This is a genomic window from Micromonospora siamensis (assembly GCF_900090305.1).
GTDB classification, from domain to species: Bacteria; Actinomycetota; Actinomycetes; order Mycobacteriales; family Micromonosporaceae; genus Micromonospora; species Micromonospora siamensis.
Genome location: NZ_LT607751.1, coordinates 1,617,902 through 1,640,294, shown reverse-complemented (window position 1 = coordinate 1,640,294; position 22,393 = coordinate 1,617,902). Strand labels below are relative to the sequence as shown.

The following is a 22,393-nucleotide window of genomic DNA, read 5'->3' as shown; positions in this document are numbered from 1 at the left end:
CGACACCGGACCCGTCCGTGATGTGCCGGTGCAGTCACACGGTAGCCGTTGGGCCGCCACCCGGCGTACCCCGGCGGGCCCCCCGTTAGGGTCGAGGCCGTGACCAGCACAGCCCCGCCGGCTCCCGACGCCACCCCGGCCACGGAACCCCGTCCCGCCGACCCGCCGGCCGCCCCGGCCCGGTCCGCGCGCCCGGTCGCCGCCCTCCGGCGGCGGGCCGGCCGGCTGGCCGCCGCGGCCCGACGGCACCGGCGCGACCTGCTGGTGGGGCTGGCCTTCCTGCTGGCCGCGGCCTGGCTCACCCACGGCCTGTGGCCGAACCCCAACGGTCGGATGCTGGCCCTCAACCCCGCCGACCAGACCCTCTACGAGTGGTTCCTGGCCGTCGACGCCCGCGCGCTCCGCGGCGACCTGCACCTGCTCACCGAGCTGCTCAACGCCCCCGACGGGGTGAACATGATGGCCAACACCTCGGTCATCGCGCTCGGGATGCTGTTCGCCCCGGTCACCCTGCTGCTCGGCGCCCCGGTCACCTTCGCCCTGCTGGCCGGCCTCAACCTCGCCGGCACCGCGCTGGCCTGGTACCTCCTCCTGCACCGCACCGTCCGGGTGCGCCGGGCCGCCGCCGTGGTCGGCGCCACCCTCTGCGGCTTCGGCCCCGGCATGGTCTCGCAGACCAACAGCCACCTGCACATGACCGCGCAGTGGCTGGTCCCGGTGATCGTCTGGCTGGTGGTCCGGCTGGTCCGGGCAGCCGACCCGCTGCGCCGCCCGGACGGCGCCGGACCGGACCGGCGCCGGGTGGTCACCTCCGCGCTCGGCCTGGCCGTCGTGGTCACCGTCCAGGTCTTCATCGGCGAGGAGGTCCTCTTCCTCGCCGCGCTCACCCTGCTGATCATGACCATCGGGTACGCCGTGGCCGACCGCCACCTCGCCCGCCGGGTGCTGCCCGGCCTCGCCGGTGGCCTGCTGCTCGCCGCCGGCCTGTCCGGGCTGGTGCTGGCGTACCCGCTGTGGTTCCAGTTCGCCGGACCGCAGGGGGTCGCCGACGGGATGTTCAGCCCGCACTACTTCTCCGCCGACCTGACCAGCTGGTGGACGCTCTCCCCGCTCTCGGTCGGCGGCAGCGACTCGTCCGCGGGGCTGACCAGCGGCCCGGCCGAGTACAACGCCTTCCTCGGCCCGGCACTGCTGGTCGTGTCCGCCGGCTGCGCCCTGTGGCTGGGCCGTCGACCGCTGGTCGTGGCGTGCTTCCTGGCCGCCGTGGTGATGGCGGCGTTCTCCCTCGGCCCCGAGCTGGTCCTGGCCGGCGAGCGCAGCCGCCTGCCCGGCCCGTACACCCTGCTGCTCGGCCTGCCGGTGGTCGACGGCGCGCTGCCGATGCGGTTCGCGCTGGCGGTGCTGCCGCTGCTCGGCACCCTGCTGGCGCTGGCCGTGCACCGGGCGCTCGGCGAGACCGGCCCGGCCCGCTGGGTGGTCCCGGCGGTGGTCGCGGTGGCGCTGCTACCGGTGGTGCCGATGCCGCTGCCCACCGCCGACCGCCCGCCGCTGCCCGAGTTCGTCACCGCCGGGCACTGGCGCCAGTGCGTACGCCCCGGCGGGGTGCTGGTGCCGGTGCCGCCGCCCACCCCGAAGGACCCGTGGCCGATGCGCTGGGCAGCCGCCGCCGACGCCGGCTTCGCGCTGCCCGAGGGCTTCTTCATCGGCCCGTACGGGCGGGACGGCACCGCGGCGATGGGCATCTACAAGCGGCCCACCTCCGCGCTGCTGGCCGACGTCGCCCAGCGCGGCCGGCAGCCGGTCATCGGTGAGCAGCAGCGCCGGCAGGCCGCCGAGGACGCCGACTACTGGCAGGCGTCCTGCATCGCGCTCGCCGACGGCACCCCGAACGCGCCGCGCCTGCTCGCCACCCTGGAGCAGCTCTACGGCCCGGCCACCCGGGTCTCCGACGCCTGGACCTGGCGGCTCTGAGCCCGGACACGACGAAGGGCCCTCCCCCCGTCGGGGAAGGGCCCTTTCGTGACGCCTCGGTCAGACCCGCGGGGCGCCGACCGGCTGCGACGCCTCGACGAACTCCTCACGCGGGTCGTGCAGCTGGCCGAGCGCGACCACCTCACGCTTGAGGAAGAACGCCAGCGACCAGTCGACCACCACGCGCACCTTGCGGTTGAACGACGGGATCCGGCTCATGTGGTACGTCCGGTGCATGAACCACGCCGGCCAGCCGGTCATCTTGACGCCGTACACCTGGGCGACGCCCTTGTGCAGGCCGAGGCTGGCGACGCTGCCCGCGTGCTTGTGCTTGTAGTCGACCGGCTCCCGCCCGCGGATCACCAGGGCGATGTTGTCGGCCATCCGGGCGGCCTGCCGGACCGCGTGCTGCGCGCTCGGCGAGCAGAAGTTGCCCGGCTCCTTGGTCAGGTCCGGCACGGCGGCGCAGTCGCCGGCGCTCCACGCGCCCTCGATCACCCGGTCGCCGTCCACCACCTGGAGGGTGGGCAGGCAGGTGACCCGACGGCGCTCGTCGCGCGGGAAGTCGGTGGCGTCCAGCATCGGCGACGGCTTCACGCCCGCCGTCCAGACGATGGTGTCCGAGCGGAAGCTGTCACCGTCGGAGAGCTTGACCACCCCGTCGACGCAGGACTCCAGGCGGGTGTCCAGCCGGATGTCCATGTTCCGCTTGAGCAGCTGCTGCACGGTGTAGGCGCCCATGTCCCGGTCGACCTCGGGCAGCACCCGGTTGGTCGCCTCGACCAGCACCCAGCGCATGTCCTCCGGCTCGAGCTCGGGGTAGTAGCGCAGGGCGTCCCGCGCCATGTCCTCCATCTCGGCCAGCGCCTCGATGCCGGCGTAGCCACCGCCGACGAAGGTGAACGTCAGCGACCGACGCCGCACCTCCGGGTCGGTCGTGGCGGCCGCCACGTCGAGCCGGTCCAGCACGTGGTTACGGAGGAAGATCGCCTCACCGATGGTCTTGAACCCGATGCCCTGCTCGTGCAGGCCCGGGATCGGCAGGGTGCGGGAGACCGAACCCGGCGCCACCACCACGTGGTCGTACGCGATCTCCCGGGTCGGGCCGACGATCGGCTGGACCACCGCGACCTTCCGGTCGTGGTCGATCCGCGTCACCGCGCCCGCAACGACCCGACACTTGCGCAACTCCCGCCGCAGCGGCACAACGGAGTGCCGGGGCGAGATGTTGCCCGCCGCCGCCTCGGGGAGAAACGGCTGGTAGGTCATGTGCGGCTGCGGGTCGACGACGATGACCTCGGCCTCACGAGAGCTCAGCTTCTTGGACAGGCGCAGAGCGGCGTACAGGCCAACGTGCCCGGCACCAACGACAAGGATCCGCTTCGGGTTCACGTCATCTATCTTTCCCCGGGCGGCTCGGGTAATCCCGCTCCGGACCCCCATCTGTGACGGAGCACAACCCCTGTGACCTGCGCAACGCTCGGAGCCGTCCCGCTATCTGCGACGCAACAGCCAGCCCAGCAGCGCCGCCAGACCCACCGCCACCAGCAGACCCGCGACCGTGACGGCGCGGAACCCCCCACCCGGGCCGAGACCGCCCGCCTCCATCAGCAACACCCCGAGCACCGCGCCGGCCAGCACCACCGCGCCGGCCCGGGTGACCCAGCGCACCAGCACCGTCGGGTCGACCACCGCGTCGTAGGGCAGCAGCGCGGCCAACGCGCAGAAGCTGTGCGTCAGGTAGAGCGTGGTGGCCAGGCCGAGCAGCCGCCACAGCTCGGGCCGCTGGCCGTAGCCGGCGGTGCTGAGCAGCCAGCCGCCCACCGCGACCAGCACGGCGGCGGTGGGCCACACCCGGCGCGGGCCGAGCGCCGGCAGGACCGCGGCCACCAGCAGCGCCAGCAACCCGCGCCCCATCAGCAGCTCACCGGGGAAGGCCAGCAGGAAGGAGGCGAACGCGGTGAGGAACACCAGGAACCGGACGAGCAGTGGCAACAGGCTGATCCGGTTGATTCCGGAGCGTACCGCCCGAACCCGCTGCGTCACCGCGCCGACGACGCCGGGATCGTCCATGCTCATCGGCCACCGATCCTCGGTGCGGTGGCCAGCCGGGCCACGTCCCGCAGCACCTGGTCCAGGCTGCCCGCGCCCGCCCAACGCACCACCGGGACGCCGTGCTCCCGCAACTGGCCGATCATCGTGTCCCGGTCCAACCGCCACAGCCGGAACGCCACCTCGGCCCAGCCCTGCCGGCCGGGCGGCGGCAGGTCGGCCGGCAACGTGTCCACCGCCACCACGAACCGCCCACCACGGGCCAGCCGGGCCAGCATCTGCGCCGACCGCTCGTCCAGCAGCGGGGTGAGCACCACCACCAGGGCGTCGGCCGACAGCAGCTGCGGACCGAAGACCTGGTCGTACGGCTCGTGCGGAGAGGACTCGGCGCGCACGTCGAGCAGCCACTCCAGCAGGGTGAGGTACTGCCGCCGGCCGGTGGCCGGGCGCAGCCGCCGGGCCGCCGGCCCGTACTCCAGCATCGCCACCCGGTCACCGCGGTGCAGGTAGTGCTCGCCGATCGCGGCGGCCGCCCGGACCGTGGTGTCCAGCACCGACGCCGCGCCGTCCACCCCGCCCGAACGGCCCGTCTCGGCGAGCACGTCGAGCAGGACCACCACCTCGGCGTCCCGGTCGGAGAGGGTGGACGCCACGTGCAGCTGCCGGGCCCGCAGCGAGACCCGCCAGTCGATCCGGCGCAGCCGGTCGCCCGGGCCGAAGACCCGTACCCCGGCCAGCTCGCCGCCCTCCCCCGGCCGCCGCGAGTGGTGCGCGCCGACCAGGCCGGCGGCCCGCGGCATCGCCTCCACCGCCTTGAACGGCTCGGTCCTCGGGTACACCCGCACCCGCACCGGCTCGGTGGCCACCACCGGGGAGAGCAGCAGGCCGTCCGCGGCGGCAACCCGGGTGCCGGCCGGACCGACCGGGTGCCGACCCCAGCGCCGGGCCACCCCGCCCAGCTCCAGGTCGACCGCCGCCCTGGTGGGCACCGTCGTCACGAAGGGACGGTCCGCGCCGCCCGCCCGGGACAGGTCCGTCACCGCGCCGGCGAAACTCGCCCGGGTGACGTGCAGCCACGGCGAGACCCGGGCCCGCACCACGGCCACGTCGTACCCGATGGTGTCCGGGTTGCCCACCGTCACCGTGCCGGCCAGCTCGCCCCCCTCGACCAGCTGCGCCTCGTCCCCGGTGAGCCAGAGCTGCGGCGCCGCGGTCGGCCGGCGGCGCAACGCGTACGCGGTGCCCAGCGCGAACGGCGCGGCCAGCACCACCAGGTCCACCCGGCCGAGCAGCACTCCGGCGATCAGCAGCAGGCCGGTGACGAGCACGGCCCGGCCCAGCGCCCGGGTGGGCGCCCAACCCGCGGCGGGCTCCGGCTCGACCGGCAACTCCTCCTCCGACACGGTCGGCGCCGTCATCAGTGCCCGGGCCGACCGGCCGCGTAGCTGGGCAGCGCGCCGCTGGCCGGGGCCGGGGTCTGCTCCAGCACCTCACCGACCACGAAGGACGGGTCGACCCGGCGCAGCCACATCTCCGGACGCAGGGTGATCCGGTGCGCCAGCGCCGGCACCGCCACCTCCTTCACGTCCTCCGGCACCACGTAGTCCCGGCCGGCCAGCACCGCCCGGGCGCGGGCCAGCAGCAGCAGCGCCAGCGAACCACGCGGCGACGCCCCGACCAGCACCGACGGGTGCTCGCGGGTGGCGGCGGTCAGCTCGACGATGTACCGGCCGACGGAGTCCTCCACCACCACGTCCTCCAGGGCGGCCTGCATGGCCCGCAGCGTCGCCGCGTCCACCACCGGCTTGATCTCGGCCTCCTCCCGGCGGCGCGACATCCGGCGGCGCAGCACGTCGTACTCGTCGTCGCGCTCCGGGTAACCGAAGGAGACCCGGAGCAGGAACCGGTCCAGCTGCGCCTCGGGCAGCGGGTAGGTGCCCTCGTACTCGATCGGGTTGGCGGTGGCCAGCACGTGGAACGGCTCGTCCAGCCGGTAGGTGACGCCCTCCACCGAGACCTGCTTCTCCTGCATCGCCTCCAGCAGCGCCGACTGGGTCTTCGGCGGGGTGCGGTTGATCTCGTCGGCCAGCAGTAGGTTGGTGAAGATCGGACCGGCCCGGAAGGAGAAGTCGCCGCTGCTCTGGTCGTACAGGAAGGAGCCGGTGACGTCGGCGGGGAGCAGGTCGGGGGTGAACTGGAGGCGGCGGAAGTCCAGCCCCAGCGCCTGGGCGAAGCAGCGGGCGGTGAGCGTCTTGCCCAGGCCCGGCAGGTCCTCCAGCAGCACGTGGCCGCCGGCCAGGATGCCGGAGAGGACCAGCTCCAGGGTCTCCCGCTTGCCGACCACGACCGAGCCGACCGCGTCGAGCACCCTTCGGGCCAGGTGACCCACCTCCGCGGCGGAGATCGTGCGCTGCGCGTCGTTCATCAGATCTTCTCCAGTTCGGCGACGATCACCGCGAGGTCGCGCGGCGACGGGGGGCGGCGGGGAGGGTTGTCCAGGAACGCCGTGAGCCGCTCACCCAGCAGCTCACGGGCGCGAGCCGGGTCCGACTCGCGGGTGGTCCCGTGGCGCTGGCGCAGCCGTTCGTCGGCCAGCTCGGCCAACCGGGGCAGGACGGTGGAGGCGAATCGCTCCGGGCGGCTGGCCGACCAGTCCAGCGGCGTCTCCCACCGCTTGACGGCGGCGTTCAGCGCGTCCCGGGCACCCCAGTTGTAGAGGCCTTCCTCCTCGCCGCCGCCGATCCGGCCACCCCCGGCCGGCGGTGGTGGCGGCGACAGGGCGGCGGTCACCCGGCGGACCCCGAGGACGGCGAGCGCGCCGGCCGCCAGCACCGGGATCGACACCTGGAGGCCGACCGTACGCAACGCGACCAACGCCACCGCGACGATCGCCACGGCGCCGGCGAGGATCCGCAGCACCGGCCGCAGCCAGCCCTGGCGTTCCGCTTCCCCGTCCGGCGGACGCTCCTCCTCGAACCGGAGCAGCTCCTCGATGCTGGTGCTCACCGGCGCCTCCCGGGCCGTCCAGCCGGTCGTCGGATCACGGCGCGGGCTCCTCGGCCACGGCGGTCAGCTCGCCGCGCAGTCGACGCAGCGCCGCGCGGGCCTGGTCCCGGGTGCGCCCGTCCACGGCGTGGGTGGCGTACCGGGCCTCCCGGTAGACGTGGGCGAACTCGGCCAGCACGTCACCGCTGGCGATCGCCGGCACGCCGGCGGCCGGGTCACCGCGCAGCAGCCGGGTGACCAGGTCGGTCGGGGTGTCCCCGGCCAGCTTCGGCACGCCCGCCTCGGTGGCCGCCTCCTCCAGGCGTACCCAGCAGGCGATCACCGCCGTACGCGGGTCGGTGTCCCGGTCGTCCAGCTCGACCAGGCCGGCGTCCAACGCGGCGACCACCTCGGCGGCGGTGCCCCGGGCGGTACGCCGGGCCCGCTGCACCGGGACGGCCCGGGTGGTCCGGTTGATCGCCCCGCGCATCAGCAGCCAGCCGACGTAGCCGACCGCCAGCAGGATGCCCAGCGCGAGCAGTGCGATGGCGACGGTGGCGATCCACTGGGGAATGTGCACCTGGGTCGCCTCGCCCGCCTCGCGCGGCTCGAACGGACTCGGCTCGGTGCTCGGGTAATCCGGCACGTAGGGGATGGTGTCGGACACCGGCGGCACCCGGGTCGCGCCCAGCGAGGAGTGCCCGGCCGCCGCGGCGGCCAGCACCAGCAGCGCCGCGACCACCCCGACCGGCCACCAGCGACGGATCAGACCGCGGGCCGACGGACGCCGCCGGGACGGGGCGACGTCGGGCGCACGCGTGCCGTCGGTCATCGCCACCGCCCCCGTAGGTCAGTCCGCCCCGGCCAGCAGTTTCGCCCGGGTGAACACATCGTCCAGCATCTCTGGCGTCAGCCGCCCGGTGAAGGTGTTCTGCTGGCTGACGTGGTAGCAACCGAGCAGATCGGGTGCGGCCGTGCCGGACCAGTGTGCCCCATGGCCGAATGCCGGTCGCGGGCTGGTCGGGCGCACCCCGTACACCGCGCGCAGCGCCGGCCACCAGGCGGCCCAGGCGAACGCGCCGAGCGCGACGACGACGCGCAGCGTGGGGCGGATCAGCGTCAGCTCGCGGTGCAGCCAGGGCGCACAGGTGTCCCGCTCCGGCGGGGTGGGCTTGTTGTCCGGCGGGGCGCAGCGCACCGCGGCGAAGATCCTGGTGTCCCGCAGGGTCAGCCCGTCGTCGGCGGCGACGCTGGTCGGCTGGTTGGCCAGGCCGGCCCGGTGCAGCGCGGCGAAGAGCACGTCCCCCGAGCGGTCGCCGGTGAAGATGCGTCCGGTGCGGTTACCGCCGTGCGCGGCCGGCGCCAGGCCGAGGATGGCGATCCGGGCGTCGGCGGCGCCGAGGCCGGGCACCGGGCGGCCCCAGTAGTGCTGATCCCGGAAGGCGGCCCGCCTGGTGCGGGCCACCTCCTCCCGCCAGGCGACCAGCCGGGGGCAGGCGAAACAGTCGCTGACCGCGCCGTCGAGGTCGGCCAGGTCGGTCGCCCGCGCGGCGCGGGCGACCACCTGTGCGGGGGTACGCGACTCAGCCAAGCTTGGCCCGGAAGTGTTCCAGGGTGCGGGCCCAGGCGGTGGCGGCGGCCCGCTGGTCGAACTTCTCCGGCCGGTCCTCGTTGAAGAACGCGTGCGCGGTGCCCGGGTAGTCGTGCAGGGCGCAGGTGCCGCCGGCCGCCTCGATCGCCGACCGGGCGGCCTGTACGCCCGGGTCGGCGGAGGTGCCGTCGGCCTCGGCGCAGTGGATGAGGGCCGCCTTGCCGGCGTAGTCCGGCCAGTCGGCGCGCATGCCCTCCCAGGGCAGCCGGGGATAGAAGCCGGCGGTGGCGACGATCCGCTCCGACAGCGCCCCGGACCAGAGCGCCAGGCTCGCCCCGGCGCAGAAGCCGGCGCAGCCGACCTTGCCGGTGACCTCGGACCGGCCGGCGAGGTATTCCGCCGCGGCGGCGATGTCCCGGCCGGCCTCGTCCATCTGCGTGGCGTTCAACATGCGGTGCGGCTCGTCCGGCTTGGCGGCCGGCTGTCCGTGCCGGAAGTCGGGTGCGAGGGCGACGAAGCCGGCGTCCGCGAAGCGGTCCACCACCGCCCGGATGTGGGGCACGAGGCCCCACCAGTCCTGGATGACGATGACCGCCGGGCTGGCCCCACCGGCGGAGGGTATCGCGAGATACCCCTCGCTCGTCCCTCCGTTGCTGGTGAAGCTCACCATCTCGCCCATGAGCCCGTCCTCCTAGCGGTCAGTCATCGTTGGCTGGTCGCCCAGTGGTCCTACGTGCCGGTAGCCTGCCACGCCGCCGGCACGCCACGGAAGACGCACGAAGAGTGGCATTCACCTCCCGTTCGCCGGATGGACGCGGACGCGAGGGGCGCCCGCCGGTCGGCGGGCGCCCCTCGGGCGGGACTCAGCGGGTCGGCCCCACGGCCGGACCGGTGGTGGCGGGCGGCACCGCCGTCGGGGCGGGCGCGCTGCTGGTGGCCGGTGCCGGGCTCGCGGGCGGCGCCCCGCCCGGTGCCGTCGTGGGCGCCGGCGCCGGTCCCGCGTCGGGCGGCGTCAGCGACGGGACCGGCCGCGGGCCGAACGGTGCCCGCTCCGGGCAGTACGGGTAGCCGCCGCGCACCGCCTCGTCCTCCTGGCCGGGTTCGGCACAGTCGGGGTAGCCGAGTCGGATCGGCGAACCGTCCTGGTCGAACAGTCGCGCGTTGGGGACCAGTTTCCCCTCGCCGTCGTAGACGTAGACGTCCTGCACGGTGTCGTACGGGTTCTCCACCGGGTAGTAGCTGACCGGCCCGTCGGGGCCCTGCTGCTGGTCGGTCACGGCGACCATCAGCAGACCGAAGCAGGCCAGCACGACCGCGCCGACCTGCATCAGGCGGCGCGGCCAGCGGCGCAGCTCGCCGGCCCGGCGGCCGAGGGAGACCGACAGCGGGACGGCGATCACGATCAGCAGCAGCCCGCCGAGGGCGCTGCCGAACGGGCGGGGCAGCAGGGCAAGCTGGCCGCTGAGCAGCACGCCGATCAGGGCCGCGGCGAGGTAGCCGCGCAGCACCCACCAAGCCGGTCGGAGCAGCCGGAGGAACTCGCCGGCCGTGGCGTACCCGAGGAGCGGGCCGATCCGGACGTCGAGCCGGGCCAGCCGGGCGCGCAGCCGGCCCGCGGCGGCGGCCATCCGGTCACCCCGCCGGACCCCGGCGCGCGGCCCGGTGGCGCCGGCCGCGACCCGCAGTTCGGCGGCGTACGCCTCGGGCTCGCCGAGCCGGTCGACCAGGGTGCCGTCCGCCTCGGCGGCGACCTCGGTCAGATGTTCGGGCAGGTCCTCGGTCAACTCGTCCCGCACGGCGGGCGGCAGGTCGGCCAGCGCGGCCCGGACTCGGTCGACGTAGTCCGTGATGTCCTGCTCAGTGACGGTCATGCCGCCATCCCCCGATCGTCGAGCAGTGCGTCCATGGTGGTGGCGAAGGAGCGCCAGGTCTTGCCGGAGCGGGCGAGCTGGTCGCGGCCGGCGGCGTTGAGCGCGTAGTACTTGCGGTGCGGGCCGGACTCGCTGGGCACGACGTACGTGGTCAGCAGGCCGGCGGCGAAGAGGCGGCGCAGCGTGCCGTAGACCGACGCGTCGCCCACCTCCTCCAGGCCGGCCTCGCGCAGCCGGCGCAGGATGTCGTAGCCGTAGCCGTCCTCTTCCCGCAGGACGGCGAGCACCGCCAGGTCGAGCACGCCCTTGAGCAGCTGTGTGGTGTCCACGCATCGAACAGTAGTGTGGATTGCGCAGTACCGTCAAGAGCGCGCTACCGCCCGACGGTGCGGGCATAGGGTCGGGGCATGTCGTGGAGCAGCTACGGAACGTTCCTGGCCTTCGCCGCCGTACTGGTGCTGATCCCGGGGCCGGACTTCGCGGTGGTCACCCGGAACACGCTCGCCGCCGGACGACGCCGGGGCAGGTGGAGCGCCGCCGGGGTGGCCAGCTCCAACGCGCTCCAGGGCACCGCGGCGGCGGCCGGGTTGGGGACGCTGATCGTCCGCTCCCAGCCGTTGTTCGAGACCATCCGCTGGGCGGGCGTGGCCTATTTGGCGTACCTCGGGGTGCAGGCCTGGCGGTCGGCCTGGCGCGGCCGGTACCCGCTGCCGGACGCCGGCGGGACGGTCCCGCCCGGGGAGGCGGTGACCGGCTTCCGGCAGGGCTTCCTGTCCAACATCACCAACCCCAAGGTGCTGGCGTTCTATCTGGCCGTGCTGCCGCAGTTCGTCGGCGGCTCCGCGCCGCTGGGCGTGCTGCTGGCCTTCGCGCTCAGCCACGCCGCGCTCTCGCTGACCTACCTGACGGTGCTGGTCGGGGCCCTGGACCGGGTACGCGCCGTGCTGTCCCGCCGCCGGGTGCGGCGCGGGATGGACGCGTTCACCGGCACGGCGCTGCTCGGCTTCAGCGCCCGGCTGGCCACCGAACGGCTCTAGGCACGTCGACGGCGGCACGGACGCACCGTGCCGCCGTCGACGGATCGAGCCTGGATCAGGCGTGCTTGGTCAGGCAGAGCACGTAGCCCTTGCCGCCCCGCTCGATGTTGGAGAAGACGTAGCCGTCCTGCCCCTCCTTGATGAACTTGTCGCAGCCCTCGCCGGACGCGGCCTGCGCCTCGGTCTGGTTCTCGACGCGGCCGACCACGTCGTAGGCGGCGTCCGTGGAGGTGCACTCGACGACCTTGGCGTCGTCGGCGGACTCCTGCTTGTCGCCGACCATCTTGGGCAGCTCGGCGAGGCAGTCGCCGGCCTTGGCGTCCGCGGTCTCGTCGCGGTTCAGGTAGGACTTCACGCCGAACTTGAACGCGCCGAAGGCGAGGACGGCGAGGATGACGCCGAGGATGCTGAGCACCTTGCGCCCGCCGGACTTCTTGGCCGGCTCGGCCGGCGGCGCCGGCACGGCCGGGTCGGGCTGGCCGGGGTACGGCGAGGAGGGCGGTGCGACCTGCTCTGACACAGAATTTCCTTCCGAAGGGGACGAGCAGACGACACCGTAGGTGATCAAGTTCGCCGGCACCGCCCCTTCGGGCTCATCCGTTCAGCTATTTCTCAGCTTTTACAGCTTTCTCTCAGCGAGACCGCTACTCCCCGTGCCGGGTCACGTTGACGACCGTGCCGTCCGGGTCCCGGACGAAGAACCGGCGCAGCCCCCACGGCTCGTCGGTCAGCGGATAGACGATCTCGGCGCCGGCCGCCACGCACCGGGCGTGCACCTCGTCGACGTCGTCCACCTCGATCGATACGTCGGCGTGGACACCGGCATGGACGTCGAGCGCCATCACCGAGAGCTGGACCTCGCGGCTGCCACCGCCCAGGAACCGGATCCAGTCCATCCCGCCGAGGTCGTCCAGCCCGATCAGGTCGGTGTAGAAGCGCCGGCTGACCGCGAGGTCACCGGCGAGGATGTTCGGCTTGATCCGCCTGACCGCCATCAGCCCTGGAGGCTCCAGGCGATGCCGTCGAGGATGTCGTGCTCGGAGGCGACCACCGACGACATCCCGGCCCGCTCCATGATCACCCGCAGCACCAGCGCACCCGCCCCGATCACGTCCGCCCGTCCCGGGTGCATCACCGGGATGGCCAGCCGCTGCTCGCGGGTCCTGCCCAGCAGGTCGGCGGTCACCTCGGCCACCTGGTCGTATGACACCCGGGCGTGGTGGATGCGCTCCGGGTCGTACCCGGTCAGGCCCTGGGCGATCGCGACGACGGTGGTGACCGAACCGGCGAGCCCGACCAGCGTGGCGGCCTCCCGGCCCGGCACGGCGGCCAGGGCGCGGTCCACCGCGACCGCGATGTCGGCCTGCGCCGCGGCGACCTCGTCCAGGTTCGGCGGGTCGCCGTGCAGGTGCCGTTCGGTCATCCGGACGCAGCCGATGTCCATCGAGATCGCCGCCTCCACCCCGGACTCGCGGGTGCCCACCACGAACTCGGTGGAGCCGCCCCCGATGTCCACCACCAGGTACGGCGGCCGGGCGTCGGCAGGCAGGCCGCGCACCGCCCCGGTGAAGGAGAGCCGCGCCTCCTCGTCGCCGGTGACCACCTCGGGCGGCACGCCGAGGGTCTGCTCCACCATGGCCTGGAAGTCCGCCGCGTTGGAGGCGTCCCGGGAGGCGGAGGTGGCGCACATCCGCACCCGTTCCGCGCCGAGCTTCTCGATCTCGGTGGCGTAGTCGGCCAGCGCGACCCGGGTCCGCTCGATCGCCTCCGGGGCCAGCCGGCCGGTCCGGTCGACGCCCTGGCCGAGCCGGACGATCTCCATCCGGCGGCTCAGGTCGCGCAGCGGCGCCTCCGGTCCGGCGGTCGGGTCGGGCAGGTCGGCGACCAGCAGTCGGATCGAGTTGGTCCCGCAGTCGATGGCGGCCACGCGCGTCGTCACGGCAGCAACCCTACGGCAGGCGGCCGTCGACGCCTTCCCGAACGACCTGGCGGGCCGGAGACACCCCTCGCGGACGGTGCCCGGGCCGCCCACCCGGTCGACCCTCGACCCGTTGCCGATCACCCACCGCAACGGCCGCGAATGTCACCCAACGCGACGACCGGCTGGGTGGCCGACCGTTCACCACCCGCCTTTGCTCTGCTGCCGCGGATGCAACACCGGCGGTGAGCTGGACCGTCACCTGCCTGCCTGGCACGAGCCCCACTCACCGTCGGTGACTGTCGCGCGGATGGCAGCAGAGCAAAGGCGCGTGGGGGACGGGTCGGGGTCGGTGAGACGTGTGCACAACGTGGTCAGCGAGGTTCACCGGCGCAGCAGCGTCAGCCTGGCGACGTCGTGCGAGAGTGGGCGCCGTGGACATCCTCACCGTGCGGGGCCTCACCCGCCGCTTCGGCGAGCTGGTCGTCCTGGACGACGTGCACTTCGGCCTGGCCGCCGGGCGGCTCGCCGTCGTGGCCGGCCCCAACGGCTCCGGGAAGACGACCCTCCTGCGCTGCGTCGTCGGGTCCGACCGGCCCGACGAGGGCGAGGTGCTGATCGACGGGAAACCCTGCCACGAGACCGACCCCGAGGTACGTGCCGTGCTGGCGGCCGCTCTCGACGACATCGACTTCTTCCCGGACCTCTCGGTCACCGAGCACCTGGAGCTCGTCGCGTACGCCCACGGCGGCACGGCGCAACCGGTCGCCGAGATCCTGGCCGAGCTGGACCTGGAACGGGTCGCCGACCAGCTCCCGGTGACCCTCTCCAGCGGGCAACGCCAGCGGCTCACCCTGGCGTCGTGCTTCGTGCGCCCCCGTCGCCTGCTGGTGCTCGACGAACCCGAGCAGCGGCTCGACGGCCGGGGCCGGGCCTGGCTGGCCGACCGGCTGCTGCGGGAGAAGGCCGCCGGCACGGCCGTGCTGATGGCCTCGCACGACGCGGACCTCATCGCCAAGGTCGCCGACGACCGGATCGAGGTCGGCGGCTGAGATGGCCGCGACCACCAGCGCTCCCCCGAGCCCCGCCCCCCGCGCCGGGCAGGTCCGGGCCCGGCTGCGCCGGGCCCGCCGCCGGCACCACGACACGTCGCTCGGCGACGTGCTCACCGACGTCTACGTCGTCGTCCTCTTCGTGGCGATGTACGGGTGGTTCGCGCTGACCGGGATCCGTCGCTACCTCGACTCGCCGGCCGGCGCACCGGGCGACCCGGGCGAGCGGTACTGGATCGCCGTCGCCGCGGCGCTCGCCGCGACCGGGCTGGCCTGGCGGCTCCTCCGGGCAGCCGGCCCCCTGCTGGTGACGCCGGCCGCCCAGTCCTGGCTGTTCAGCGCGCCGGTGGACCGGGCGGCCCTGCTGCTGCCCCGGGCCGCCGCGCTGGCCGGCACGACGGCCCTCGGCGCGGGACTGCTCGGGCTCGGCGCCGCCGTCGCCGGAGGCCCGGACCGGCCCATCGACCTGCTCTGGTCGGCGCTGGCCGGGGCGGCCTGCGGAACCCTCGCCGTCGCCGGAGCGGTGGTCGCCCAGGCGGCGCCCCGGGATCCACGCTGGGCCCGGCTCGTCGACCGGGTGCTGCTCGGCTCGGCCGGAGCGGTCGCGCTGCTCGTGGTCGCCGGCCACCTCCTCGACCGGCCGGTCCCACCGCTGTCGCTGGCGCTCACCGCCGCCGTCGCCGTGGTCGGCGTACCGGTCGCCGGGTGGGCCGTCCGGTGGGCGTACCGGGCGCTCGGCGGCGTCGACCGGGCCTCCCTGATCAGCGGCGGGCAGTTCGCCGGGGCCGCCACGAGCGCGGCCGTCCTGCTCGACCCGTCGATGATCGAGGACCTGGTGCAGAGCCGGCGGTGGCGGGCGATCGGCCGGGTACCCGGCCGGCCGCTGCGCCGGGGTGGGCGGTTCGCCGTGCTGGTCCGGGCCGAGGCACGCCGGCTGCGTCGGCATCCCAGCGCGCTGCCGGTCTGGGCGGCGCTGCTGCTGGCCATGTACGCCGCGGCGGTGGCGCTACCGGCCTCGGCCGGCTCCTGGCAGGTGGTGCTCGGCTACCTCGCCGTCGACCGGTTGACCGGCGGCCTGCGCACCATCAGCCGGTCCGCCGGACTGCGCCGCACACTGGGTGGCAGTGACACCGAGCTGCGGCTGGCGCACGTCGTCCTGCCGGCCGTCGGCGCGCTGGTCTGGTACGCGGCGACCCTCCCGGTCGTACGACCGACGGTGGGTCCGGTCGACGGGCTGCTGCTGGCCGGGATCGTGGCGGCCGCCTACCGCAGCGCGACCCGGCCGCCCATGCGCTACGACGGCCCGATCGTGGACACCCCGTTCGCGATGATCCCGGTCGACCTGGTCCGCCGGGTCGTCCGCGGCCCCGACCTGGTGGCCGTGCTGGTCCTGGTCCAACTGCTGCTCACCTGACGGGTCACAGGCGCAGCAGCATCCGGGTGTTGCCCAGGGTGTTCGGCTTGACCCGTTCCAGGTCCAGGAACTCGGCCACACCCTCGTCGTACGAGCGCAGCAGCTGCTCGTAGACCGGCTGCGGCACCGGCGCCCCGTCGATCGCCCGGAAGCCGAACGAGGCGAAGAAGTCGGTCTCGAAGGTGAGCACGAAGATCCGGGCCACGCCCAGCTCACGGGCCGCGTCGATCAGCTCGGCGACGATCCGGTGCCCGATCCGGCGACCCCGGCACGCCGGGTCCACCGCCACCGTCCGGATCTCGGCCAGGTCCTCCCACATCACGTGCAGCGCGCCGCAGCCGACGACCGTCCCGTCTGCGTCCACCGCCACCCGGAACTCCTGCACGTCCTCATAGAGGGTGACGGTGGCCTTGCTGAGCAGCCGCCGGTCGTCGGTGTACGTGTCGACCAGCCGCCGGATGCCCCGCACGTCACCGGTACGGGCCCGGCGGACCAGCACCGGATCCGCGCTCACTCCGCCGCCGGGACGTCCACGCACGGGCCCGCGGCCCACCACTTCTCCACCAGCGCCAGCGTCTCGTCGCCGAACGGGTTCACCCCCGGCCCGGCGCCCAGCGCGTGCCCCAGGTGCACGTGCAGGCACTTCACCCGGCCGGGCATCCCACCGGCGGAGATCCCGGCGATCTCCGGCACCTCGCCGATCGCGTCCCGCCGGGCCAGGTAGTCCTCGTGCGCGGCCCGGTAGCGGGCGGCCAGCTCCGGGTCCTCGGCCAGCCGCTCCGCCATCTCCTTCATCAACCCCGCCGACTCCAGCCGGCTGCACGCCGCCGTGGCCCGGGGGCAGGTCAGGTAGAACAGCGTCGGAAACGGGGTGCCGTCGGCCAGCCGGGGCGTCGTCTCCACCACGTCCGGCAGGCCGCACGGGCAGCGGTGGGCGACGGCCCGGGTGCCCCGGGGCGTACGGCCCAGCTGCGCGGCCACCGCGGCCAGGTCGGCCTCGGTCGCCGGCTCCCGGCGCGGCGGGGTCACGGAGTCCGCAGCCGGCTCCGGCGGGGGTACGACAGTCACGATGTCCATCTTTCGTCGGTGCGCGGGTGGTGCGCGGTCACTTGCCGGCGCGGTCGTCGTTCGCCGCGCGGATGCTGGACCACAGGGTGTCGTACCAGGTGTCCGGGGCGGCCGGCCGGGCCGCCGGCTTGCCCGCGCCCGCGTCCCGGGCCGCGCCGGCCGGGTCGTCCAGCACGATCACGATCTTCTCGCCGGGCTTGCCCATGAAGAACCGCTCCCGGGCCTGGATCTTGATGTACTCGTCGTCCCGCCACTTCGCCGCCCGCTCGGACAGCTCGGCGATCTCCTCGCGCTGGGCGGCCTGCGCCGCCTCCATCCGCTCGATGTCGGTCTGCTGGTCGAGATAGACCCGGACCGGATAGGTGTACGCCAGGGCGAGCGCGATCAGCACCGCGAAGAGCACGGTGGCGCGCCCGGTGAAGCGTCGGGGGTGGGGTGCGGCGAGCCGCCGGACCGTGCCGCCCGCGGCGGTACGGCGGCCGGCGGCGGGACGGCGTACGCCGTCGGCGCCCCGGGTCGCGCCGGGCGCGCGGCCGGCGGCGGCGCGCGGCTCGGCGCGGACCCCGCCCTCGCGGGCCGGCACCCGGATCCGGGCCGCGCCCGGCCGACCGGGCTGACCCGGCCGGCGGGCGGGACGCTGGCCCCCCGGTGTGCGACGCTGCGGCATCCTCACACCCCTCCCCCGAAGCGTGCCCGGCCTCAGGCCGAACGGTAGCGCGGGAACGCGCCGGCACCGGCGTACCGCGCCGCGTCGGCCAGCTCCTCCTCGATGCGCAGGAGCTGGTTGTACTTCGCCACCCGGTCCGAGCGGGCCGGGGCGCCGGTCTTGATCTGGCCGCAGCCGGTGGCGACGGCCAGGTCGGCGATGGTGGTGTCCTCGGTCTCGCCGGACCGGTGGCTCATCATGCACTTGAAGCCGGCCCGGTGGGCCAGGTCCACCGCGTCCAGGGTCTCGGTCAGCGAGCCGATCTGGTTGACCTTCACCAGCACGGCGTTGGCGGCCTTCTCGGTGATGCCCCGGGCGATGCGCTGCGGGTTGGTGACGAACAGGTCGTCGCCGACGATCTGGATCCGGTCGCCGAGCGCGGCGGTGAGGGTGGCCCAGCCGCTCCAGTCGTCCTCGGCCAGCGGGTCCTCGATCGAGACGATCGGGTAGTCACCGGCCAGCTTGGTGTAGTAGTTGCTCATCTCCTCGGCGCTCTTCGCGCTGCCCTCGAAGGTGTAGCTGCCGTTGTCGAAGAACTCGGTGGCGGCCACGTCGAGCGCGAAGACGATGTCGGTGCCGAGCCGGTAGCCGGCCTTCTCCACCGCCTCGGCGATCAGGTCCAGGGCGGCGGCGTTGGTCGGCAGATTCGGCGCGAAGCCGCCCTCGTCGCCCAGGCCGGTCGACAGGTCCTTCTTCTTCAGCACCGACTTCAGCGCGTGGTAGACCTCGGCGCCGGAGCGCAGCGCGTCCCGGAAGGTGGGTGCGCCGATCGGCGCGATCATGAACTCCTGGATGTCGACGTTCGAGTCGGCGTGCGCGCCACCGTTGAGGATGTTCATCATCGGCACCGGCAGCAGATGCGCGTTCGGGCCGCCCAGGTAGCGGAAGAGGCTCAGCTCGGCGCTGCCGGCGGCGGCCTTCGCCACGGCCAGCGAGACACCCAGGATGGCGTTCGCGCCCAGCGCGCCCTTGTTGTCCGAGCCGTCGATGTCGAGCATCTTCTGGTCGATCAGCCGCTGCTCGCTGGCCTCGTAGCCGATCAGCTCGTCGACGATCTTGTCCTCGATGTTCGAGACGGCCTTCTCGACACCCTTGCCCAGGTAGCGGTCCTTGTCACCGTCGCGCAGCTCGACCGCCTCGAAGGCGCCGGTGGAGGCGCCGGACGGCACCGCGGCGCGGGCGATCGTGCCGTCGTCGAGCCCGACCTCGACCTCGACCGTCGGGTTGCCCCGCGAGTCAAGGATCTCCCGGGCGACGATTCCCTCGATGGTTGCCACTGAGTCGCTCCTCGTTTGTGTGTTCCGGTCCGGTATGGGCCGCCACGGTGCGGCTGAGGCAGGTGTTGAACGCAGCGTATCGGTCCCCGCCCCGCCGCATGGCCTTCGGGGCCGGAGCCGTCCACGACGACGGGTGACACGGACATTCCCGTATTCTCGGGCCTCAACCGGCAACCGGTTTGCGTCCGGCGGACCCGATCGACCACGCTGGTCGGCATGCCCGCCGTGTTGAGACCCCTCCGTCTGCTCGCCGTGTCGGTCATCGCGTCGCTCTCGGTCACCGGTTGCCAGGCCCTCGACGAGGCCGGCGCCGGGCTGGACCGGGCGGACCTCGTCAACGACCTCGCGGCCCAGATGGACGAGGCGCTCGCCGGCACCTGGACCGCTGAGTACCGGCTCCCCGACGGGCGGACCGCCTCCATCGCCCAGACCCAGAAGCCGCTCGCGTCCGCGTACACCTGGCCGGACGGCAAGATCACGGTCACCCAGGACGCGCTCACCCGCTGCGACAACAGCACCGGCCGGACGGCCTGCACCGTGCTGCCGCCGGTGGCCACCGCCGGAAAGCCCTCGGTGCCGGTCTACGACGAGGCCGCCCGGCGCGGGCTGGTCACCCCACCGGGCGTGATCCGGCTGCTCACCGACGCCGCGCTCGACCCGGCCGCCACGGTGACCGCCACCGACACCACCGTCGCCGGCCACCACGCCACCTGCGTCGACGTGAAGCGCTCCACCGGCGACTTCACCACCTGCGTGACCGGTGACGGTGTGCTCGGCAGCTTCGCCGGCAGCATCGGCGGCCGGGCGACCGAGTTGACCCTGAGCAGGTACGCCGACACCGTCGACCCCGCCGCCTTCGCGCCGCCGGCCGGCGCCGGCCTGGTCGACCGGCGGACCACCGCCCCGTGACCGACCCGGCCGGGACCGCGCCGGGCTCCGGAGCCACGCCGGCCTCCGCGACCACACCCGCCGCCGCGAACACGCCGCCCGCCGGCGCCGGCTTCCTGCCCGGGCCGGGAACCGGCGCCCCGCCGGCGGCGACCGACCTGGCCGTGCCCGTCGCCGGCCACAAGGTGCTCACCGGTCCCGACGGCGCCTTCCACCGGATCGGTGAGCTGCCGGCCCGCACCGACTGGCTGCCGGTCGGCACCCTCGACGGGGTGCCGGCGTGGACCGCCGCGGTCACCGACCCAGAGGCGCTACCGGGCAGTTGGCGGAGCTGGCGGCGGCTCGCCGCGACCACGCCCGAGCCGCTGGCCGTCCTCGCCGGCCGGGCGCTGGCCGTGGTCGGCTTTCGGCGTACGCACCGGTGGTGCGGGGCCTGCCGGGCGGAACTGACCGACGTGCCCGGCGAGAGCGCCCGCCGGTGCCCCGAATGCGGCCTGACCGTGTTCCTGCCGCTGTCGGTCGCGGTGCTGGTGGCGATCACCCGCCCCGGACCGGCCGGCCGCCCCGACGAGCTGCTGCTGGTCCGGCACGCGTACGGGCCGACGGAGCTGTGGGCGCTGGTCGCCGGGTTCGTCGAGGCCGGCGAGACGCTGGAGGGCGCCGCCCGCCGGGAGGTCGGCGAGGAGGTCGGGCTCACCCTCGACCGGGTGGCCTACTTCGGCAGCCAGCCGTGGGCGCTGTCCGGCCCGGGCACCCTGCTCGCCGGGTTCACCGCCATCGTGGCCGACCCCGCCGCCGAGCCGGTCGTCGACCGTCGGGAGCTGACCGAGGCGCGCTGGTTCCCGCTGGACGCGCTGCCGGTGGAGTTGCCGCCCGCGTACTCGATCTCCCGCTGGCTGGTCGACGCGGTCGCCGCCGGGTCGTGACGCCCCTCGCTACATCCCGAGCAGGGTGCGCAGGTGGCGCGGCGGCGGGCAGTCGTGCGCCAGCATGGCGTCGTGCCACTGCCGGGCCGACACCCCGTCCGGGCGGGCGGCGCCGATCTCGGCCATCTCGCTGTACCCGACGAAGTAGGTGGAGAGCTGCGTCGAGGTGAGCAACGCCCGACGCCACTTGCCGGCCGCCTCGCCCTCCTCCTGGAAGCCCCGCTCGGTCATCAACGCCATCGCGTCCGCCTCGGCCATCTGGTCGCAGTGCACGAGCTGGTCGAGCAGCGCGTTGATGGTCATCCGCAGTTGCATCTTGAGCTGTTGCAACCGCACCGGCAGCCCGCCGAAGCCGAGGCCCACCATCAGCTCCTCGGCGTAGACCGCCCAGCCCTCGATGAAGACGCCGGACTCGGTCAGCGCCCGGACCCGGGTGTCGCCGGCGTGGCGGCGGGCGTGGGCCAGCTGGAGGAAGTGACCGGGCATCGCCTCGTGCACGGTCAGGTTGCGGATCATGTGGTCGTTGTATTCCCGGTAGAACGACTCCACCCGGTGCGCCGGCCAGTCCGCCGGGGTCGGCGCGATGCAGTAGAACGTCGGCAGCGGCGCCGACTCCAGCGGCCCCGGCGAGTCGCAGTACGCCACCGCGACGCCCCGGGCGAACTCCGGCATCTCCTGGATCACGCACGGGTCGTCGACCAGGCTGACCAGGTCGTGCGCCCGGACGAAGTCGGCCGCCTCGTCCAGCGTCACCGACGCCAGGTCCACGATGGTGTGGTCGTCGGGGTGCTCGGCGGCGAGCAGGTCCAGCGCCCGGCGAACGGTCTCGTCGTCGGCCGGCCCACCGACCAGCTCGACGGCGGCGGCGCGGATCTCCTCGGTGACCCGCTCCAGGTTCGCCCACGCGCGGCGCTGCACCTCGGCGGCGCCCAGCTCGGTGTCCAGGGTGTGCCAGAGCCGCGCCTCCCAGAGCCGGCGGCCCAGCCGGGGGTCCCGCCCGGGGCCGGCGTCGGCGGCCAGGCTGCCGCGCAGCCAGGCCACGAACTCGTCCAGGGCGGCGATCGCGGCGGTGGCGGCCGGTTCGACCGTGCCGTGCAGCGCGGGCGCCTCGGCCAGCAGCCCGGGCACCTCGTCCCGGATCAGCGCGGCGGTGCCGGTGAACTGGCCGACGGCCGTCTCGACGTGCACCCGGGGCATGTCGCGCAGCGTCGACCGGGCGATCGCCAGCGCGTCCGGGACGGCCCGCAGTCGACCGGCCAGGCTCTCCAGCCGGACCTCGGCCGGGGCGAACGGGCGGGCCAGCAGGGCGTGCAGCAGCGGGCCGGGGTTGTGTCGCAGCGGGTCCCACTCGTGCGCGCGGACCTCGGTCGACTCGAACAGGCCGCGGTCGACCAGGCTGCTGAGCAGGGCGTGGTCCACCCGCTGGTCGACGTCGAGGGAGTCGGGGTCGAGCTCGGCGAGGGCGTCGGCGGCGTCGCGGAGCATGGCCCGCTCGGCGACCAGGCCGTCCGGGGACAGGTCCGGCAGTCGGTCGTCGTAGCGGTGGTCGCCGACGGAGGTGGCCAGCCCCGGCCGGCTCTCCAGCACGGCCTCGACGATCCGCTCCGCGAGCGGCACGAACTCTTCCATTCCCCGAC

The 22,393-nt window shown here is 74.4% G+C and carries 24 protein-coding genes; 6 read left to right on the top strand and 18 right to left on the bottom strand.

Features of this window, described 5'->3' with window-relative positions:
* Window positions 1-99 precede the first annotated feature (99 nt).
* Window positions 100-1,971, top strand: coding sequence for a hypothetical protein (locus tag GA0074704_RS07690; protein ID WP_088969851.1), 1,872 nt, complete (start codon window positions 100-102; stop codon window positions 1,969-1,971).
* 60 nt (window positions 1,972-2,031) lie between these two features.
* Here GA0074704_RS07690 and GA0074704_RS07685 read toward each other — a convergent pair whose 3' ends face one another.
* The 10 genes from GA0074704_RS07685 to GA0074704_RS07640 form a co-directional block, all read right to left on the bottom strand.
* Window positions 2,032-3,363, bottom strand: a complete 1,332-nt coding sequence (locus GA0074704_RS07685; protein WP_088969850.1) for an NAD(P)/FAD-dependent oxidoreductase — start codon at window positions 3,361-3,363, stop codon at window positions 2,032-2,034.
* 102 nt (window positions 3,364-3,465) lie between these two features.
* Complete coding sequence (locus tag GA0074704_RS07680; protein WP_377471131.1) at window positions 3,466-4,050, bottom strand: hypothetical protein; 585 nt, start codon at window positions 4,048-4,050, stop codon at window positions 3,466-3,468.
* Window positions 4,047-5,441 carry a DUF58 domain-containing protein gene (locus GA0074704_RS07675; RefSeq protein ID WP_088969848.1) on the bottom strand — a complete coding sequence of 465 codons (1,395 nt, stop codon included), beginning with the start codon at window positions 5,439-5,441 and terminating at the stop codon, window positions 4,047-4,049. Before GA0074704_RS07675 ends, GA0074704_RS07680 begins: the two co-directional genes overlap by 4 nt.
* The gene (locus tag GA0074704_RS07670) at window positions 5,441-6,448 is read right to left on the bottom strand and encodes an AAA family ATPase (protein ID WP_088969847.1); all 1,008 of its coding nucleotides are present in this window, start codon (window positions 6,446-6,448) and stop codon (window positions 5,441-5,443) included. The genes GA0074704_RS07675 and GA0074704_RS07670 overlap by 1 nt, the downstream gene beginning before the upstream one ends.
* The gene (locus tag GA0074704_RS07665) at window positions 6,448-7,029 is read right to left on the bottom strand and encodes a hypothetical protein (protein ID WP_088969846.1); all 582 of its coding nucleotides are present in this window, start codon (window positions 7,027-7,029) and stop codon (window positions 6,448-6,450) included. Before GA0074704_RS07665 ends, GA0074704_RS07670 begins: the two co-directional genes overlap by 1 nt.
* A gap of 34 nt (window positions 7,030-7,063) precedes the next feature.
* Window positions 7,064-7,840, bottom strand: coding sequence for a DUF4129 domain-containing protein (locus GA0074704_RS07660; protein ID WP_088969845.1), 777 nt, complete (start codon window positions 7,838-7,840; stop codon window positions 7,064-7,066).
* Between the two features lie 18 nt (window positions 7,841-7,858).
* Complete coding sequence (locus GA0074704_RS07655) at window positions 7,859-8,599, bottom strand: uracil-DNA glycosylase (RefSeq protein WP_331716649.1); 741 nt, start codon at window positions 8,597-8,599, stop codon at window positions 7,859-7,861.
* A complete protein-coding gene (locus tag GA0074704_RS07650) occupies window positions 8,592-9,278 on the bottom strand; it encodes a dienelactone hydrolase family protein (protein WP_088969843.1) in 687 nt (228 codons plus the stop codon). Before GA0074704_RS07650 ends, GA0074704_RS07655 begins: the two co-directional genes overlap by 8 nt.
* Window positions 9,279-9,462: 184 nt before the next feature.
* Window positions 9,463-10,470, bottom strand: coding sequence for an HAAS signaling domain-containing protein (locus GA0074704_RS07645; RefSeq protein ID WP_088969842.1), 1,008 nt, complete (start codon window positions 10,468-10,470; stop codon window positions 9,463-9,465).
* Window positions 10,467-10,799 carry a PadR family transcriptional regulator gene (locus GA0074704_RS07640; RefSeq protein ID WP_088969841.1) on the bottom strand — a complete coding sequence of 111 codons (333 nt, stop codon included), beginning with the start codon at window positions 10,797-10,799 and terminating at the stop codon, window positions 10,467-10,469. Before GA0074704_RS07640 ends, GA0074704_RS07645 begins: the two co-directional genes overlap by 4 nt.
* A 78-nt stretch (window positions 10,800-10,877) precedes the next feature.
* On the opposite strand from GA0074704_RS07640, the gene GA0074704_RS07635 reads away from it, so the two are divergent.
* Entirely contained in the window at window positions 10,878-11,507 is a 630-nt protein-coding gene (locus GA0074704_RS07635; protein WP_088969840.1) for a LysE family translocator, read from the top strand.
* A gap of 55 nt (window positions 11,508-11,562) precedes the next feature.
* Here the strand turns inward: GA0074704_RS07635 and GA0074704_RS07630 are convergent, their stop codons facing one another.
* The 3 genes from GA0074704_RS07630 to GA0074704_RS07620 all read right to left on the bottom strand — a co-directional run bounded on the left by GA0074704_RS07630 (window position 11,563) and on the right by GA0074704_RS07620 (window position 13,434).
* Window positions 11,563-12,027 (bottom strand): LppU/SCO3897 family protein, encoded by a 465-nt coding sequence (locus GA0074704_RS07630; protein ID WP_231926784.1) that lies wholly within the window; start codon window positions 12,025-12,027, stop codon window positions 11,563-11,565.
* A 124-nt stretch (window positions 12,028-12,151) separates the two neighbouring features.
* Window positions 12,152-12,502, bottom strand: a complete 351-nt coding sequence (locus tag GA0074704_RS07625; RefSeq protein ID WP_088969839.1) for a VOC family protein — start codon at window positions 12,500-12,502, stop codon at window positions 12,152-12,154.
* Complete coding sequence (locus GA0074704_RS07620; protein ID WP_088969838.1) at window positions 12,502-13,434, bottom strand: Ppx/GppA phosphatase family protein; 933 nt, start codon at window positions 13,432-13,434, stop codon at window positions 12,502-12,504. The genes GA0074704_RS07625 and GA0074704_RS07620 overlap by 1 nt, the downstream gene beginning before the upstream one ends.
* 425 nt (window positions 13,435-13,859) lie before the next feature.
* On the opposite strand from GA0074704_RS07620, the gene GA0074704_RS07615 reads away from it, so the two are divergent.
* A complete protein-coding gene (locus GA0074704_RS07615) occupies window positions 13,860-14,477 on the top strand; it encodes an ABC transporter ATP-binding protein (protein WP_197697610.1) in 618 nt (205 codons plus the stop codon).
* Between the two features lies 1 nt (window position 14,478).
* The gene (locus GA0074704_RS07610) at window positions 14,479-15,891 is read left to right on the top strand and encodes a DUF6297 family protein (protein ID WP_088969837.1); all 1,413 of its coding nucleotides are present in this window, start codon (window positions 14,479-14,481) and stop codon (window positions 15,889-15,891) included.
* Between the two features lie 4 nt (window positions 15,892-15,895).
* Here the strand turns inward: GA0074704_RS07610 and GA0074704_RS07605 are convergent, their stop codons facing one another.
* Genes GA0074704_RS07605 through eno form a run of 4 tightly spaced genes read right to left on the bottom strand, consistent with a single transcriptional unit; the run spans window position 15,896 to window position 18,942 of the window.
* Window positions 15,896-16,405, bottom strand: a complete 510-nt coding sequence (locus GA0074704_RS07605) for an amino-acid N-acetyltransferase (protein WP_088969836.1) — start codon at window positions 16,403-16,405, stop codon at window positions 15,896-15,898.
* Complete coding sequence (locus GA0074704_RS07600; protein ID WP_088973527.1) at window positions 16,402-16,959, bottom strand: DUF501 domain-containing protein; 558 nt, start codon at window positions 16,957-16,959, stop codon at window positions 16,402-16,404. The genes GA0074704_RS07605 and GA0074704_RS07600 overlap by 4 nt, the downstream gene beginning before the upstream one ends.
* Window positions 16,960-16,996: 37 nt before the next feature.
* Complete coding sequence (locus GA0074704_RS07595) at window positions 16,997-17,626, bottom strand: FtsB family cell division protein (RefSeq protein ID WP_088973526.1); 630 nt, start codon at window positions 17,624-17,626, stop codon at window positions 16,997-16,999.
* 32 nt (window positions 17,627-17,658) lie between these two features.
* Window positions 17,659-18,942 (bottom strand): phosphopyruvate hydratase, encoded by a 1,284-nt coding sequence (gene eno, locus GA0074704_RS07590; protein WP_088969835.1) that lies wholly within the window; start codon window positions 18,940-18,942, stop codon window positions 17,659-17,661.
* 216 nt (window positions 18,943-19,158) lie between these two features.
* Between eno and GA0074704_RS07585 the strand changes: the two genes are divergently transcribed.
* Window positions 19,159-19,851 carry a hypothetical protein gene (locus tag GA0074704_RS07585; RefSeq protein WP_088969834.1) on the top strand — a complete coding sequence of 231 codons (693 nt, stop codon included), beginning with the start codon at window positions 19,159-19,161 and terminating at the stop codon, window positions 19,849-19,851.
* Window positions 19,848-20,756 (top strand): NAD(+) diphosphatase, encoded by a 909-nt coding sequence (locus GA0074704_RS07580; protein ID WP_231926783.1) that lies wholly within the window; start codon window positions 19,848-19,850, stop codon window positions 20,754-20,756. The genes GA0074704_RS07585 and GA0074704_RS07580 overlap by 4 nt, the downstream gene beginning before the upstream one ends.
* A 9-nt stretch (window positions 20,757-20,765) precedes the next feature.
* Here the strand turns inward: GA0074704_RS07580 and GA0074704_RS07575 are convergent, their stop codons facing one another.
* On the bottom strand, window positions 20,766-22,385 hold the full coding sequence (locus GA0074704_RS07575) for a DUF885 domain-containing protein (RefSeq protein WP_088969833.1): 1,620 nt from the start codon (window positions 22,383-22,385) through the stop codon (window positions 20,766-20,768).
* Window positions 22,386-22,393: the final 8 nt, after the last annotated feature.

What these genes read in the sequence shown, in the direction of transcription:
- GA0074704_RS07680 (WP_377471131.1), bottom strand. Translation starts at nt 4,050, where the DNA reads ATGAGCATGGACGATCCCGGCGTCGTCGGCGCGGTGACGCAGCGGGTT.
- GA0074704_RS07595 (WP_088973526.1), bottom strand. Translation starts at nt 17,626, where the DNA reads ATGCCGCAGCGTCGCACACCGGGGGGCCAGCGTCCCGCCCGCCGGCCG.
- GA0074704_RS07610 (WP_088969837.1), top strand. Translation starts at nt 14,479, where the DNA reads ATGGCCGCGACCACCAGCGCTCCCCCGAGCCCCGCCCCCCGCGCCGGG.
- GA0074704_RS07585 (WP_088969834.1), top strand. Translation starts at nt 19,159, where the DNA reads ATGCCCGCCGTGTTGAGACCCCTCCGTCTGCTCGCCGTGTCGGTCATC.
- GA0074704_RS07660 (WP_088969845.1), bottom strand. Translation starts at nt 7,840, where the DNA reads ATGACCGACGGCACGCGTGCGCCCGACGTCGCCCCGTCCCGGCGGCGT.
- GA0074704_RS07670 (WP_088969847.1), bottom strand. Translation starts at nt 6,448, where the DNA reads ATGAACGACGCGCAGCGCACGATCTCCGCCGCGGAGGTGGGTCACCTG.
- GA0074704_RS07625 (WP_088969839.1), bottom strand. Translation starts at nt 12,502, where the DNA reads ATGGCGGTCAGGCGGATCAAGCCGAACATCCTCGCCGGTGACCTCGCG.
- GA0074704_RS07675 (WP_088969848.1), bottom strand. Translation starts at nt 5,441, where the DNA reads ATGACGGCGCCGACCGTGTCGGAGGAGGAGTTGCCGGTCGAGCCGGAG.
- GA0074704_RS07635 (WP_088969840.1), top strand. Translation starts at nt 10,878, where the DNA reads ATGTCGTGGAGCAGCTACGGAACGTTCCTGGCCTTCGCCGCCGTACTG.
- GA0074704_RS07645 (WP_088969842.1), bottom strand. Translation starts at nt 10,470, where the DNA reads ATGACCGTCACTGAGCAGGACATCACGGACTACGTCGACCGAGTCCGG.
- GA0074704_RS07650 (WP_088969843.1), bottom strand. Translation starts at nt 9,278, where the DNA reads ATGGGCGAGATGGTGAGCTTCACCAGCAACGGAGGGACGAGCGAGGGG.
- GA0074704_RS07575 (WP_088969833.1), bottom strand. Translation starts at nt 22,385, where the DNA reads ATGGAAGAGTTCGTGCCGCTCGCGGAGCGGATCGTCGAGGCCGTGCTG.